Consider the following 16,089-nt stretch of genomic DNA (forward strand, 5'->3'; position numbering starts at 1 on the left):
CCCCAGCAACAGCGCCTTGAACCAAGGCGCCGCGCCGTAAATAGCTAAGTAAATTACCCCACAAACTTCCGTGCATTCCTGAACATGCGCATCCATGGCGAATCCTCGCCCCATGCTTCAGGGTGATACGACTGCTGGACGCTGCGGAACACGCGCTCCGCGTGCGGCATTAACACTGTAAAGCGGCCGTCTGGCGTGGTGACGGAGGTGATGCCTTCCGGCGAGCCGTTCGGGTTGTACGGATACGCTTCGGTGGCGGCGCCCTTGTTGTCGACGAAGCGCATGGCTTTGGTGACCTGGGTGATGTCGCCCGTTTGCGAGAAGTCTGCGTAGCCTTCGCCGTGGGCGATGGCGATGCCGGCCTGGGTGCCGGCCATGCCGTTGAAGAAGATCGATGGGGAATCCATCACTTCGACCATGGCAAAGCGGCCTTCGAATTTCTCCGACTTGTTGCGCGTGAACTTCGGCCAGGCGTGGGCGCCGGGGATGATCGATTTCAGGTTGCTCATCATCTGGCAGCCGTTGCAGATACCGAGGCCGAAGCTGTCCGTGCGGTTGAAGAAGCGCGCGAACTGTTCCGCCAGGCTGGCGTTGAACAGAATCGTCTTCGCCCAGCCTTCGCCCGCGCCCAGTACGTCGCCGTACGAGAAGCCGCCCACGGCGATGACGCCCTGGAAATCGTCCAGTTTCACGCGGCCCGCAATCAGGTCGCTCATGTGCACGTCGACAGCGGTAAAACCTGCCTGGTGCATCACGTAGGCCGTCTCGATGTGCGAGTTGACGCCCTGCTCGCGCAGGATGGCGACACGCGGACGCACGCCGGTGGCGATGAATGGCGCGGCGATGTTGTCGTTCTGGTCAAACGTGACGATCGGCGACATGCCTGGGTCCTGCACGTCCAGCAGGCGGTCGTATTCGGCGTCCGCGCAGGCCGGGTTGTCGCGCAGGCGGGCGATGCGCCAGCTCGTTTCGCTCCACAGGCGGTGCAGGTCCGCGCGCGGCTGGGTGTAAATCAGCTTGGCGTCGCGCGTGAATTCGATCACGTCGCGGTCGTTCAATTTACCGATGATATGGCTGCAGGCGCCCAAATTAAACGTGCGCAGCACGTCCATGACGAGCGACTTTTCTTCCGCGCGCACCTGGATGACGGCGCCCAGCTCTTCGCTGAACAAGGCACGCAGGGTCAGCTCGTTGCGGCGTTCCGCCACCTGGCCCGTCCAGTTCTTGGCGTCGCCCCAGTCGCTCGAGTGCTCGCCTTCCATGGTCAGCATGTCCAGGTTGACGGACATGCCCGTGTGACCGGCGAAGGCCATTTCCGTCAGGGTGGCGTACAGGCCGCCGTCCGAACGGTCATGGTAGGCCAGCAGCTTGTCGTCGCTGTTGAGCTTTTGGATGGCGGCGAAGAAGCCTTTCAGGTCTTCCGCGCTGTCCACGTCCGGCGTTTCATTGCCCAGCTGCCCCATGACTTGCGCCAGGGCGGAGGCGCCCAGGCGGTTCTTGCCGCGACCGAGGTCGATCAGGATCAAGGACGTATCGCCCTGGTCCGTTTTCAGCTGCGGCGTGAGCGACTTGCGCACGTCCGTCACTGGCGCGAACGAAGAAACGATCAGGGACACCGGCGAGGTGACGGATTTCGCCGCGCCCGTGCTCTCGTCTTTCCAGGTCGTGCGCATCGACAGCGAATCCTTGCCGACGGGGATGCTGATGCCCAGCGCCGGGCACAGGTCCATGCCGACGGCTTTCACGGTGTCATACAGGGCCGCGTCCTGGCCAGGCTGGCCGCAGGCGGCCATCCAGTTGGCGGACAGCTTGATGTCGGAAATGTCGGCAATCGCTGCGGCGGCGATGTTGGTGACGGCTTCGCCCACGGCCATGCGGCCGGAAGCTGCCGCGTCGATGACGGCCAGCGGCGTGCGTTCGCCCATGGCCATCGCTTCGCCCAGGTAGCCCTCGAAGCTCATGGTGGTGACGGCGCAGTCGGCCACCGGCACTTGCCATGGTCCCACCATCTGGTCGCGCACGGTCATGCCGCCCACGCTGCGGTCGCCGATGGTGATCAGGAACGATTTGTCGGCCACGGTCGGCAGCAGCAGCACTTTTTGCGCTACGTCCACCAGGTCCATGCCGGTCAAATCAATCGCCGGGAAATCGTTGGCCACGTGGACCACGTCGCGCTGCATCTTTGGCGGCTTGCCCAGCAAGACGTCCATCGGCATGTCGACCGGCTCATTGCCCAGTTCCGGGTCGATCAATTTGAGTTGACGCTCTTCGGTGGCCACGCCCACGGCGGCGAACAGGCAGCGTTCGCGTTCGCACATGGCTTTGAACAGAGGCAGGCTTTCCGGCGCGATGGCCAGGACGTAGCGTTCCTGCGATTCATTGCTCCAGATTTCCTTCGGCGCCATGCCCGACTCTTCCAGCGGGATCTTGCGCAAGTCGAAAATCGCGCCGCGCTTGGCGTCGTTGGTGATTTCCGGGAACGCGTTCGACAAGCCGCCCGCACCCACGTCGTGGATCGAGATGATCGGATTGTCCGCGCCCATTTGCCAGCAGGCGTTGATGACTTCCTGGGCACGGCGCTCCATTTCAGGATTGCCGCGCTGGACGGAATCGAAGTCCAGGTCGGCCGTGTTGCTGCCGGTGGTCATCGACGAGGCGGCGCTGCCGCCCATGCCGATGCGCATGCCCGGGCCGCCCAGCTGCACCAGCAGGCTGCCGACGGGGATGTCGTTCTTGTGCGTGTGCTGCGCCGAGATATTGCCGATGCCGCCCGCGATCATGATGGGCTTGTGGTAGCCGAACACGGAATCTTTGTCTGCGCCGACGTTCTGCTCATACGTGCGGAAGTAACCGCCCAGTACCGGACGGCCGAATTCGTTCGAGAACGCGGCGCCGCCCAGCGGGCCTTCGATCATGATCTGCAGCGGCGACGCGATGCGTTCCGGCTTGCCGTATTGCTCCGCGTCCGCACGGCCAGCCAGCGGCGCCGTCACGGAAGCGGCCGTTTCCCAGCTGCGCACGGCGTCCGGCAGCGACAGGTTCGACACGGTGAAACCCGTCAGGCCAGCCTTCGGCTTGGCGCCGCGGCCCGTCGCGCCTTCGTCGCGGATCTCGCCGCCCGCGCCCGTGGACGCGCCAGGGAAGGGAGAAATCGCCGTCGGGTGGTTATGCGTTTCCACCTTCATCAGCGTGTGCGTCAGTTCCGTCGATGCCGCGTATTCGTGGTTCGCACCGCGCGGGTAGAAGCGCGAGACGGTGGCGCCTTCCATGATGGACGAGTTGTCGCTGTAGGCGACGACGGTGCCCTTCGGCTGCAGTTCGTGCGTGTTCTTGATCATGCCGAACAGCGACTTGGGCTGCGCCACGCCGTCGATGGTCCAGTCGGCGTTGAAGATCTTGTGGCGGCAATGCTCGCTGTTCGCCTGCGCGAACATCATCAGTTCCACGTCCGTCGGATTGCGGCCGGCCTTGGTGAAGGCGGCATCCAGGTAGTCGATTTCGTCTTCCGACATCGCCAGACCCAGTTCCGTGTTCGCCGTTTCCAGCGCGCGCTTGCCCTGCCCCAGCAAGTCGATCGATTCGAGCGGACGCGCTTCCAGCGTGCGGAACAAGTCCTTGGCGTCGTCGGCGCTGCGCAGCACGGATTCCGTCATGCGGTCGTGCAGCAGGTCGGCCACGGCCTGTACTTGCTCGTCCGTCAGTTTGCCGGCGCCGATGGCGCTGCCCAGGATGCCCGATTTCAGGTTGATGCGGAAAGCGATGCCGCGTTCGACGCGCTTGATGTGCGCCATGCCGCAGTTGTGCGCGATGTCGGTGGCTTTCGAAGCCCACGGCGAAATCGTGCCGAAACGGGGGATGACGAAGAATTCTTCGGCAGCGCCTTCCGTATTGTCGGCCTGGGCCGGCTCGCCGTACGTCAGCAAGGCGCCAAGGCGCGTGCTGTCGTCGGCCGTGAGCGGCGCGCTGGCATCGATGAAATGGACATAGCGTGCTTGCACGGCAACGATCGCAGGCGAGACGGCTTGCAGTTGGCTTAACAGACGGTGGCTACGGAAATGGGACAGGGCATTGGAACCCGGCAGTATCAACATGATTGGAAGGTGGTTGATGCAGCGTGGCTGCGGGTTAAAGGTAGGTATGACAATATCTTTCGTACGGCAAATTTCCTTTGCGCGCATTATACCCGTTTTACCCCTGCTTTATTACCGGAACTTATGGCTTTGCGGCCATTTTGCCCCTGAAACCGGCAGTTTTTGCCAACTTGCAACAACAGGATCAGGCAATCACATAGCGGTTCTTCCCCTGGCGCTTGGCCAGGTACAGCGCCTCGTCGGCCAGGCGGTAACTGTGGCTCAGCTCCTTGTCCCGGTCCAGCTCGGCCACGCCCACGCTGATCGACACGAACTGTGCCGCATGGAAAGCCTGGCTGACGGCGGCGACCAGGGCGCCGGCGAAGGCGCGCACGGCCTCGCGGTCGCCCGCGTAGACGATGCCGAATTCCTCGCCGCCCAGGCGTCCGCACAGATGGCTTTGCGCCTTATCCGCGATGATGGCGGCCGTGCGCATGAGCACCGCGTCGCCCGCATCGTGGCCCTGCTGGTCGTTGATGATCTTGAAATCGTCGATGTCGATCATCAGGAAATGCAGCATGCCGCCGTGGCTTGCGCCATGCATCTGCTGGGCCCGCTGCGTGAACATGCGGCGGTTGTTCAAGCCCGTCAGGCTGTCCTGGAAGGCCAGCCGCGTCAATTCCACCTTGGCGTGATAGTTACGCAGGCGCAATAAGCTGAAGCTGACGTTCAGCGCCAGCCCGAACAGCACGCTGACGGCGATCATCAACGGCACCCAGGGCTGGTCGGGCAAGCCAGCGTTGACGGGATACAGGCCGTGGCCCACGTTCCACCACACGCCCGCCACCACGGCCAAGTAGCTGAGACCGCCATTGAAGATGGAAGCGATGGCCAGGGTCATGAAGACACCCACGGGCAAGACCCAGAAGCTGGCGTGGTGGACAGCATCGGCCATGGTGCGCAAGCCGAAGGTCAGTGCCAGCACGGCGCAGGCCCCCGTCATGGTCAGCACGGGCAAGGTGGTGCAGCGGGCGCGCACGGCCAGGCTCGCCAACATGCCCAGCAAGGCCAGCACGGCGTGCGTCAGGTTCGGATGGTAGGCCGGCGGCATCAGCAGCCAGGCCAGGCTGAAGGCGATGATGCCCATCACTTGCGTGATCAGGCCGACCCGGTGCAATTCCGCAAAATACGTATGCTGCTGTTCGCTGTTGCCGCCAAAGGCAAGGGGAACGGCAATGCGCCGCAAGGTAGACAGTTCAGGAACGCGCATGACGGGTATCGACACCAGAGAGGGATAAAGCGCCCGTTAAAGCCTTGCGCATGCCTTGCCGCGACGTGGTGCGGCATGCAACAGGTGTTGCATTTTAGAATACTATCACGGTAGTCAAGGAATGGCCGGAAAAACAGGCGCCCGCACCGTCGCAAGGGGCGCTCGTGTCATGAAATACAACGCCGGACGGCGCTGGACGCGCCTGCCCTTGCGCACGGCACCCGATTGCATGCATTTTGCTGGCAGTGTCGGGCGGCTTTGCAGTATGCTGATAAAAAACAATACTGCCAGGCAGCTACATATAAGAAGAGTTCCCGCAAATGACCGAACAGATGAACGAGAGCTGAACCATGCCAGAAACTAGCGACTTATCTGTCCTGATCGTCGACCCGAACCCCAGCATGCGGGGCAATCTGCACAATATGCTGAACCAGGCCGCCATCACCAAGGTGGAATATGCCGTCAATGCCGGCACGGCCATCCGCTTGCTGATGAAGAAACCGTTCGACATCATCCTGTGCGAATACGACCTTGGCAGCGGCACGGATGGCCAGGATGGCCAGCAATTGCTGGAAGACTTGCGCCACCATAAGCTGATCGGCCTGTGGACGATCTTCATCATGCTGACCTCGGAAGCCATCCACAGCAAGGTGATCAGCGCAGCGGAGCTGACCCCGTCCGACTACATATTAAAACCGTTCACCGTCGACGTGCTGAGCGGCCGCATCGCGCGCGCCATCGAGCGGCGCGCCGTTTTTCTGCCCACGTATCAGCTGATCGACAAGGGCGACCTGCGCGAAGCCGTGAAAAGCTGCCGCGCGGCCGAACTGCAGCACCCGCGCCTGGCGGCCGATTTCGCCCGCCTGCGCGCCGAACTGCACATCAGCCTGGACGAATGGAAGGAAGCGGAACAGCTCTACGCCGACATGCTGGCCACGCGGCCCATGGCCTGGGCGCACCTGGGCCTGGCGCGCACCCTGTTCGAACAGCAGCGCCACGAGGATGCGCAGGAAGCGCTGCTGGAACTGGTGGAGACCTATCCCCGCTTCATGGCCGCCTACGACTTGCTGGCGCAAAACCACGAAGCCATGGGCCAGCAACTGCAGGCCAAGAAAATCCTCGAGGACGCGGTGGCCATCTCGCCGCACATGGTGCGCCGCTTGCGCCACCTGGGCGGCATCGCCTTCGACACGGGCGACATCGGCGCGGCCGAACGGGCCTACAAGCAGGTCGTGACGAAAGCGAAGTACTCCGAATTCCGCGACCCGGAAGACCACGTCAACCTGGTAAAAACGCTGGTAAAAAAGGGCGACGCGCCGCAAGCGAGCGGCGTGCTGCGCGACATGGAGCGCTCCCTGCGGGGCAGCGCCAACGTGGAAGCATGCCGCGCCATCTCGGCCGCCATGCTGCATGAACTGTCGGGCAACGACATCGCCGCCGCCACCGAACTGCAACTGGCCGCCGCCGCCCTGGACGACGCGCGGGGCCTGTCGACGCAGCTGAAGGTAGGCCTCGTGCAAAGCTGCCTGAAGAACAACCTGGAACAGGCCGCGTCCGACGTCATGATGAAACTCGTCAACGAAGCCGACAGCGACGTGACGATGGAAGCGGCCGTCGACGTCTTTGAAAAAGCGGGCCGCCACGACCTGGCGCAAGGCATGGGTCAGCAGATCACGAACCAGGTGCAGGAATTGATGCAGGATGCGGCCAGCAAGGCGGAAAGCGGAGAACTCAAGGGCGCCGTCTTCGTGCTGCGCCAGGCCCTGCGCAAGACGCCGGGCAACCTGCCCGTGCTGTTCGCCTCCGTCGAGGCCATCCTGCGCCAGCTCAACATGCTGGGCTGGGAAGCCCCGCTCGCTGAACAGGCGCAGCACCAGATGCAGGTGATCCGCAAGATCGACCCCAGGCATCCGCAGCTGGAGTCGCTCAAGCAGCAGTATGCGGCTACGCAGCACAAGTATGGTATTGCGACCTGACTCTTGCCTGTGCCCTGCCTGTCAATCGACAACAAGCCGTTCGACAAGGTGGGCCGTCCCATCGCCGCCGTTTGCGCAATTGAATACTCTCTTTCAAAATGAAGCCCGCTCACGCATTCGGAGCGGGCGCATCCGTATAGTTCGGCAGTTGTGTGACGTCAGCCGTTAAGCGTACGGCCGCCGTCAACGATGATTTCGGAGCCGACGGTCCAGCGGGACTCGTCGGAAGCGAGGTATAACACCGCCTTGGCCACTTCCTCCGGCGTGCCGAAGCGGCCGAACGGAATCGTTGCGACAATGTCCTTGTTGAGCTGATCGCGGTAGGCATCCGGGATGCCGAGCTTGTCGTACAGCGGCGTTTCGACGGGGCCGGGACTGACGGCGTTGACGCGAATGCCGCGTGCCAGCAGTTCGCCCGACAGCGTTTTCGACAAGTTCAGGAATGCGGCCTTGGTTGCGGCATATACCGATGAATGCGCCGAGCCCACGTGCGCGCTGACCGATGTGTTGAGCACCACCGATGCGGGGTTCGCGAACACTGGCAGCAGCGCCTGGATCAGGAAATAGGGACCCTTGACGTTGATGTCGAACGATCGGTCGAACATTTCCTCCGTCCACGCTTCAATCGGCGTCCAGACGGATACGCCAGCGTTGAGAAAGGCGATATCGAGCTGGCCGTAGTACGCCTGGACGGCTTGCGCCAACTCCTGTTGGGCGGCGACACTGGCGGAATCGGCGCGCAGCACGAGAACCTCGGCGCCGAGTTCTTTCCTGGCCTTCTCGATCGATTCCGGATTGACGCCGGTGACGATGACGCGTGCGCCTTCGGCGAGGAACTGCCTGGCTGTTTCGAGGCCGATGCCGCTGGTGCCGCCGGTGATAAGAGTACGTTTTCCTTGCAAGCGGGACATAAAATTCTCCTGTAGGTGATTCAGGGTCAACCAGCATTGGCTGACCTGCCGTGGGAAGAACTATGCGCCCATGCTTGAAATTCTATAAGATCGTATCTTTGCATATAATTCATGCTCCAATTGCATGAATCGGGGAGAGTAACTTTGGACCGGTTTCTTTTGATGACATGCTTCGCGCGCGCTGTGGAGACGGGGAGCTTCTCTGCTGCCGGCCGCGACCTGGGCCTGGGGCAGCCCAACGTCAGCCGTCATGTGGCGGCATTGGAAGAGCATCTGCAGACGCGGCTGCTGCACCGCTCAACGCGCAAGCTTGCCCTCACGCCCGAAGGGGAACGCTACTATGCGGAAGTGCGGCGCATCCTTGACGCCGTCGACGAGTCCGAATCTTCCTTCAGGGAGAACGTCGATCCGTCCGGATTGCTGCGCGTCGCGTGCCCGACCGCTCTGGCGCATGCATTTGTGTTGCCGCATGTCCCCGCCTTCCTGGAGCGCTATCCCGGCCTGGCGCTCGATCTCCAGATCAATGATCGCTATGTGGGTCTGGTCGATGAAGGAGCGGAACTGGCAATTCGGATCGGCCATCTGGAAGACAGCGCCCTGCGCGCGCGGCGCATCGGCCTGTTCGAGCGCGTGTTTGTCGCCAGCAAGGGCTATCTCGCCAAACGCGGCGTGCCGGTCACGCCCGACGATCTGCGCGGGCACGATTGTGTGATCTACACCCTGCTGTCGTCGGGTGCCACATGGCGCTTCCGCGATACGGAAGTAGCAGTATCGGGAAAGGTACGGGTAAACTCACCCGAGGCCGTGCGCGAACTGGTCAATGCGGGACTCGGTATCGGACATGGGCCGCAGTGGCTGTTCGAGGAAGGACTCAGGAATGGCAATTTGCAGTTGCTCCTGACGGCGCACACTGCCCTGCCCGTCCCGGTTCAAATCGTCTATGTCGCAAACAGGCTGCTGCCAACGCGGGCCGTCGTGTTCATGGACTTCATGGCGGAAGCGTTTTCAAAGGTACCGGCACTGAACATCCGCTGAGCGGCCTCTGTCCGCCGCTCGCCGCCGCAAGCCAGAGCGGTGCCGTGTACACCCGTTCACGGCACAGGGCAAGGTTCGATCAGCGCGGGAGTTTATACCGTACCAGCAGCGTCGGTCCCTTGCCGCCGGATGGCGTCAGCAGAATCTCGTCACCGGGCTGCATCTCTTCATACATCACCGTGCAACAAGTCGGCATCGAGTGGCCGCGCGCCGGATACACGCCAACGTCCGTGTGCAGGGTCGCAGCGCGTACGTCCACGCTGGACTTGCCGGTCTTTCCTTCTTCTTGCAGCTGCTTGCGCAGTGCGGTGACGAAGTCCCCTTTGCTGAGCCTGGCAGGTGCCTGGCTGGCTTGCGGGCGAGTGCTTGCATCGTTTTTCATGGTAGTTTCTTTCAGTGTATACATTTCCGCCACTATATCATTCGCCCCTGGTGCAACGCGACCCGGGGGCGGAACGAGTCCATCGCCCCGGCCGGAGCAGCCGCGGCAGAGCGCCTGCTTCTGCGCGTGATAACGTCACAGTTGGCGACAACAGCCTGGCCCATCTTCTGCCGGGAGCGCTCGATGGGACCGGCGATTTTGCATGCTGATGATGCAGTTGCCATCAGAATCGGCGCGACATGGCGTCTGGCGTCTGGCCCAAGCAGAAGCTTGCGCTGGCCGCTTGACTTTAGCGTACTCCAAGGTGCTGCGACCACCGATAGAATCCGCCGCCACAAACGGCCATTCACGTTGAGGTGACAATGCGTGACTTTTCTCGCTTGATAATTCGTTATGCTCGTGGGCCGCTGGCGGCCAGCAGCGGACGCCCAACTCGCGACTTAAAGGAACTAAGTGGCCTATCATCTGATGATATTTAAACAGTCTACAGCGATTGAGCCAACCATCAATCTGTACTTGGGTTCCGCTCAGACCGTGTATCTCTATTGGGAAGCCGCTAGCTTCGATATCGGGCTGCCAACGATTAGTACAATTACAGAACGAGCTGATTCTGAGGCGGGATTCTGCCTTTCGGGTGCCACGCTTACTGCTTTTAAGGTGGAGTTGGAGATGCTATACAAACACTGGAATACATCACACAAAGGCCACGAATTGCCGCCTACGCATTGTGAACTGATGCGTGCAGTGATTTTAGCATTGGACGATGAGTCGTTTGACAACGCAACGCTGATGATTGCATAGCTCGCTGGTAGGATTTGAGAGTCCACTTTGGGGCGTAACCTGCCAACGACGGCAACCGGCCAAAAGCCGAAGCTCGCCGTGGCCGCAAACAACGTGTAGTCGTATAGAGGTTTGAAGATGCGAGATACATGCAGTATATGCAGTCGAAAACTGGACCAGAAAGATGACCCTCTATCAGTTGACTGTGGTGGCGACTGTTGGGGCTGCATCGGTGAAATTGAAGCAGACATGGGCGACGAGTATTCGTTAACCAAGGTAAGGGAGGAGTTTGCGAAAGGACTCCGCCCACGATGGGTTGATACGAGCTCCAATTTATCATCAGAGGTTAAGATATAACAAGACGGCAACCGGCCAGAAGCGGACGACTGACGTTACCCTTCATTACTCAATTTAAGTATGCCAAGTTACGTAAAAAGACACTGGGACGAGACTAGAGGTGACAGGTACGATGCATGGGGTACGTCCTGGTGGTACTTTGAAGTCGATGGTGCAGGCTGGGTTACCCGACAAATAGAACAGTATGATTCTGGTCCGCTGCTTTGCTATAGTGCCGAGCATGAGAGCGACGAATTTGGCGGGATCTCAGAAAAGCCTCTCGATTTATCGGAGTCAGGGTACAGTGCGATTTCCCATCAAGAGTTCGAATCAATTTGGAGAGCCGCATAGTGCTTCCGTTATCGGCCAAAAGCGGACGTCTAACCTTAGCGTTTGTCGAGTGCGCAGGAAGAAAAATACGTGAATCGGTTAATGAAGAGCTTTGTGAAAGATAGGGAAATCACAACTTCCGATTCTTACAGTTCATAGACTTTTGTGCCTACAACCTGACAAAGTGAATAAAATTGCGAAGGTCGGCTAGTACACGAAGATGTTATAGCTGAGTTGAGCTAACAATGTGCGCTTCATCGCGCATGAAAAAAATGAGGTTGAAAATGGCAGAAAAACTTGTACTAAACAAAAATCAAGGTCAAAAAATTACTAGCTTTTGTCGTGACTGCCATCGTGAAACGAAGCATGAAATCGTCAATGAAGCGATTCTGAGCGGTACTGAATATTCTAGCGGGGGGTATTCCACAGATTGGTCGACTGAGCATCAAATCATAAGATGCCTTGGCTGTGAAACGTTCTCGTTTCGAAAAGTTGCGGGTTCAGAGCACGACTTTGTGCAAGTTGGCGAGGACGAATATGAATATCAACCGATCGTAAATGTATATCCTAACCCTCGCGAGGGACGTCAACCACTCGCTGATGTAGGACTGCTACCTGATAAGATTCAACGGATCTATGAAGAAACGCTCCAATCTTTGAACGATACCCAGCCAGTGCTCTGTGGAATAGGAACGCGTGCAATCATCGAGACTGTCTGCAAAGACAAGAATGCGACTGGAGGCGATTTATACTCGAAGATCAATTCGCTTGTCGGACTTGGCGTACTGACACAGGATGGCGCCGACATTCTACATAAGCTTCGTACTCTTGGAAATGACGCAGCTCACGAGGTGAAGCCTCACTCGCTTCAAGAACTTGGTCTTGCATTCGATGTAGTTGACCACCTATTGCTGGGTGTTTTCATTTTGCCAGAACACGCAAAAAAGACTTTCAAATAAGGCCGACCTGGTTCCTGAGACGTTCCCGCAAAGACTTTCTCGTTTTAAACGCATAGCTCATATGTCTTCTTCAGGGCGTAACCTGCCAACGACGGCAACAGGCCAGGAGCGGACGGTCAGGTATGCGCCGCAGCTTACTCGGGCACTCATAGTTCAGCGCATCGCGTTTGTTTGGCGCTGGCAGCATGACGATCTTTTAGGCGACATCCGAGGCCATGAACGCCCGCACGGTGGTGAAGCCGCCGTTGTTATCGACGCGCCGACTGCCGGGTTAGCAGTGTAAATTAACGCCCCCCTATCATTTACTTTTGGGGGGATTGCTAGATTTGCTAGGTTTGAGGGACGGTGTATTCCCTGGTGTGGTTTTGTTATCACGGCGACGCTGATCCGGTTCCCCTGTTGATTTTGCTATCGGCTTTGGTCCTGGTTTAAGTGCCATGAATGCTCTCCTTTGTAGTTCAAAAATTTCAGTTTGTGCTCACTTTTCAACGTAAGTCGGTCAACGGTAGCATATTTTTCACAAAGAAAATTCACACATTGTCACGATGGTGCGAATGGTCGCTGTGGGGCGATAGCGGACGTACACGGCAGTCAGCGACACGACAGTCAGCGACAGGATAACCGGCGGGTTCTTGGCAGGAGTGATGCTATGGCAAAAGCATGCTGCCCGATGGGCTCAAGTCTCTTTTCGCCGCTTACCTGCGCTCCACCCTCGCCACCACCAGCTCGATCAGCTCCGCGATCAAGGGCCGGAACGTGGCGGCATCGCCGCCCTGCCCCAGCATCACGGTGCGCGTGGTCAGGTGCGAGAAGACGGCGTCGAACAAGATTTGCGGCAGATTGGAAAACGAGGTGTCGGGCGCGATGCGGCCCTGCGTGCGCTGCTGTTCCAGCAGGCGCAGGATCAGGGCGTGCCACACTTGCGGGCCGTGCTCGTACCAGGTCTGGCCCACGGCCGGCACGGCGGCAGCGCCCGTGACGACGAGGCGGTAGAAATCCACGTGGCGGGGGCTGGTGACGACCGCCACCAATTCATCGAGGATCAGCTGCAAACCCTGCTCCAGGCCCGCTTGCGACGTATCGAGCTGGCGCAGCGCGATGATGAAGTCGGCGCACAGGTATTCGACCACGGCCACCAGCAATTCCTGCTTGCTGCCGAAGTAGCGGTAGGCGGTGGCTTTCGAGCCGCCCGCCTCGGCCACGATGGCGTCCATGCTGACGCCGTCGTAGCCGGAGGCGAGGAAGAGGTCCGCCGCCGCCACCAGCAGCTTGCGCCGCCGCTCCTCGCTTCGGGTACTCGGGGAAGCGGGAACGGTGCGCAACTGGGGCATGAAGCAAACTCTTACTGTGTCTTGGGAAGCGCGTATGCTATCACGTAATCCCCCCGGTCCGGGCTCTGGCGGGCGCCGCCCGCCACCACCACGACGTACTGGCGACCCGACGTGGGCGACACATACGTCATCGGCGTGCCTTGCGAACCGACGGGCATGTGCGCCTTCCACACTTCATGGCCGGTGGCGATATCCATGGCGCGCAAATAGTAATCCTGCGTGCCCGCATAAAACACCAGGCCGGACGCCGTACTGACGCCGCCGCCCAGGGTCGGCATGCCCAGCGGGATGGGCAGGCTTGCGCGTACGCCGTGGATGACGGCATCGCGCACCGTGCCGGCCGGGCGCTCCCACACTTTCGTGCGCGTTTTCAGGTCGATGGCGGCAAACACGCCCCAGGGCGGGCTTTGGCACGGTATGCCCAGCGGCGAATTGAAGGCCTTGTGGTCGATGACGAACGGCGTGCCGTCCATCGGATAGGTACTGCCCACGCCGTGGCCAGCCGTCAGCTTGGCCACGTCCACCGTTTCGCGCGGCACCAGCCTGACCACCTGCGGCATGCGGATATCGTTGACGAACATATAGCCGTTGCTTTCATCGACGGCCGCGCCACCCCAGTTGAAGCCGCCGTAGTAGCCTGGATAAATCAAGGTCTCTTGCGTGCTTGGCGCCGTGAACTCCCCTTTGTAATTGAGCTTGCGGAAGCTGATGCGGCAAGCCAGCTGGTCGAAGAAGGTGGCACCCCACATGTCGCGTTCCGTCAGCGTTTCCGCGCCGAGGGCCGGCATACCGGTCGAATATGGCTGCGTTTTGGAGACCCAGTCGCCGGCCGCATGCTCTTGCGGCACGGGCTTTTCCACCACGTCCGCAATCGGCTTGCCCGTGCGGCGGTCCAGCATGAAGATCTGGCCCTGTTTGGTCAGCTGCACCAGCGCGGGAGTTTTTCCACCCTTGCCGTCCGGGACGTCGTACAAGGCGGGCTGCGCGGCCACGTCGTAATCCCAGATATCGTGGTGAACGGTTTGATACGTCCAGCGCTCGCGGCCCGTGGCCATGTCGAGGGCGACGATGGCCGACGAATACTTCTCTGTCAGCGGCGGACGCTTGCCGCCCCAGAAGTCCGGCTGCTCGTTCCCCGTCGGCAGGTAGACCAGGCCCAGCGCATCGTCGAACGCGGGCGCCGACCACATGTTCGGCGTGCTGCGCGTGTAGGTCTGCCCTTCCGGCGGCAGCTTCGTGATGGCCGGATTACCGAGGTCCCACGCCCACACCAGCTCCCCCGTGTCGGCGCTGTAGGCGCGCACGACGCCCGACGGTTCATCGGTCGAGCGGCCATCGAAGACCCAGCCGCCGAGGATGATCAGGTTGCGCGCCACGGTGGGCGCGGACGTATAGGCGTAGTACGGCACGTTCATCTTGACCTTGCCCAGGCCGACCGTCAGGTCGACGGAGCCCTTGTCGCCAAAACCCTCGCACCGCTTGCCCGTCTGCGCGTCGATCTCGATCAGGCGCGCATCCATGGTCACCTGCACGATGCGCTTGGCGCATGCGCCCGCCACCGGCGCGCTGGCCGCCTGCATGCCCTCGAACTGGAACGGCTTTGTCACTTTCGCCGGCTCGTAGTAGCCCACGCCCCGGCAGCGGTTCCACGTCTTCGTGTTGGCCGGCTTCGGATCGAAGGTCCAGCGTTCCTTGCCCGTGTCCGCGTCGAGCGCGATGACCTTGCTCGTCGGCGTGCACGTATAGATGGTGTCGCCGATCTGCAGCGGCGTGTTTTGCGATTCGGATGCCCCTTCGGCCAGTTCGCCCGAGCGGTAGGTCCACGCCACTTGCAGCTGCTCGACGTTGGCCTTGTCGATCTGCGTGTACGGCGCGAAGCGCGTGCCCGACGGTCCATAGCCGTAATGCGCCCAGTTGGCGCTGCCGTCATTGATGGCCGCCACCGCATCCTGCTGCGGCTGCGCCGTGGCCTCCGTCACGCCATGCGGCTTGAACATCGAGGCGAAACCGGCCGCCAGCACGACGGCAAACAGGGCAGCGAAACCGCGCGACTGGCCACTGTGTGAACGCCCCGCCAGCCACGGATGCAGCAAGGCGGCCACCAGGCCGATGACGAGGAAAGGCGCCAGGCGCGGCACCATGGGCCAGAAGGCAAAGCCGATTTCCCACACGGCCCAGATCAGTGTCGCGACGACCAGCGCGGCGACGACGGCACTGGCCAGCGGTTTGAGGCGCAGATACAGCACACCGGCGAGGATGAGGCCCAGGCCGGCCGGCAGGTAATACCAGGAACCGCCAAGGGTGATGAGTTCGATGCCGCCCGCCGCCAGGGCCAGGCCGGAAAAACCAAGAAAGATACCGAAAGCCGTCAGGGCAAGCCGCTTGCCCCTGAAGACCGCCGGGATCGCCGGCGCGCCTTTATTTACTGAAGTGTCCATTTTTTATCCATGACGCCTCCCCTGCCCAGGCAAGCACGCCGGGGATGGCTGGTTTTTTAAATCTACGTAGTGAAACTGTACTGTACGGTTTCATTTTATGCCGATTTTTGACGCAAGGAAAGAAAAATTGACATGGGTGCTTGATTTTGGGCGGGGATGGGGAGCTGGCAGGGTTGTCGGATTACGCGCCTAGGCGCTAATCCGACCTTGTATTATTCCCCTCATGCCGTTCGTGGTATTGCGAACGGTATCGACCGCTGTCAAAATCTTG

At 60.6% G+C, this 16,089-nt stretch carries 10 protein-coding genes; 4 read left to right on the forward strand and 6 right to left on the reverse strand.

What is annotated here, in order from left to right; all coding sequences use genetic code 11:
* Positions 1–53 precede the first annotated feature (53 nt).
* On the reverse strand, positions 54–4,091 hold the full coding sequence (purL, locus tag IGS60_RS07530) for a phosphoribosylformylglycinamidine synthase (RefSeq protein ID WP_230503461.1): 4,038 nt from the start codon (positions 4,089–4,091) through the stop codon (positions 54–56).
* 184 nt (positions 4,092–4,275) lie between these two features.
* Entirely contained in the window at positions 4,276–5,340 is a 1,065-nt protein-coding gene (locus IGS60_RS07535; protein WP_230503463.1) for a diguanylate cyclase, read from the reverse strand.
* 350 nt (positions 5,341–5,690) lie between these two features.
* Here IGS60_RS07535 and IGS60_RS07540 point away from each other — a divergent pair, with 350 nt between their 5' ends.
* Positions 5,691–7,316 (forward strand): response regulator, encoded by a 1,626-nt coding sequence (locus tag IGS60_RS07540; RefSeq protein ID WP_070288250.1) that lies wholly within the window; start codon positions 5,691–5,693, stop codon positions 7,314–7,316.
* Positions 7,317–7,474: 158 nt separating this feature from the next.
* Here IGS60_RS07540 and IGS60_RS07545 read toward each other — a convergent pair whose 3' ends face one another.
* Positions 7,475–8,227 carry an SDR family oxidoreductase gene (locus IGS60_RS07545; protein ID WP_230503465.1) on the reverse strand — a complete coding sequence of 251 codons (753 nt, stop codon included), beginning with the start codon at positions 8,225–8,227 and terminating at the stop codon, positions 7,475–7,477.
* Positions 8,228–8,338: 111 nt separating this feature from the next.
* On the opposite strand from IGS60_RS07545, the gene IGS60_RS07550 reads away from it, so the two are divergent.
* Positions 8,339–9,262 carry a LysR family transcriptional regulator gene (locus IGS60_RS07550; RefSeq protein WP_230503467.1) on the forward strand — a complete coding sequence of 308 codons (924 nt, stop codon included), beginning with the start codon at positions 8,339–8,341 and terminating at the stop codon, positions 9,260–9,262.
* Positions 9,263–9,341: 79 nt separating this feature from the next.
* Here IGS60_RS07550 and IGS60_RS07555 read toward each other — a convergent pair whose 3' ends face one another.
* The gene (locus IGS60_RS07555) at positions 9,342–9,644 is read right to left on the reverse strand and encodes an HNH endonuclease (protein WP_230503469.1); all 303 of its coding nucleotides are present in this window, start codon (positions 9,642–9,644) and stop codon (positions 9,342–9,344) included.
* Positions 9,645–10,097: 453 nt separating this feature from the next.
* Here IGS60_RS07555 and IGS60_RS07560 point away from each other — a divergent pair, with 453 nt between their 5' ends.
* Both IGS60_RS07560 and IGS60_RS07565 read left to right on the forward strand, forming a co-directional pair.
* Positions 10,098–10,445, forward strand: coding sequence for a hypothetical protein (locus tag IGS60_RS07560; RefSeq protein ID WP_230503471.1), 348 nt, complete (start codon positions 10,098–10,100; stop codon positions 10,443–10,445).
* Between the two features lie 929 nt (positions 10,446–11,374).
* Positions 11,375–12,049, forward strand: a complete 675-nt coding sequence (locus IGS60_RS07565; RefSeq protein ID WP_176388256.1) for a DUF4145 domain-containing protein — start codon at positions 11,375–11,377, stop codon at positions 12,047–12,049.
* A gap of 695 nt (positions 12,050–12,744) precedes the next feature.
* Here the strand turns inward: IGS60_RS07565 and IGS60_RS07570 are convergent.
* The gene (locus IGS60_RS07570) at positions 12,745–13,380 is read right to left on the reverse strand and encodes a TetR/AcrR family transcriptional regulator (protein ID WP_071650149.1); all 636 of its coding nucleotides are present in this window, start codon (positions 13,378–13,380) and stop codon (positions 12,745–12,747) included.
* Between the two features lie 11 nt (positions 13,381–13,391).
* Positions 13,392–15,818: a membrane-bound PQQ-dependent dehydrogenase, glucose/quinate/shikimate family gene (locus IGS60_RS07575; protein ID WP_230503473.1), complete on the reverse strand. Its 2,427-nt coding sequence runs from the start codon at positions 15,816–15,818 to the stop codon at positions 13,392–13,394.
* Between the last annotated feature and the right edge of the window lie 271 nt (positions 15,819–16,089).

It is taken from the genome of Janthinobacterium sp. FW305-128 (assembly GCF_020858135.1).
Classification (GTDB): Bacteria; Pseudomonadota; Gammaproteobacteria; order Burkholderiales; family Burkholderiaceae_D; genus Janthinobacterium.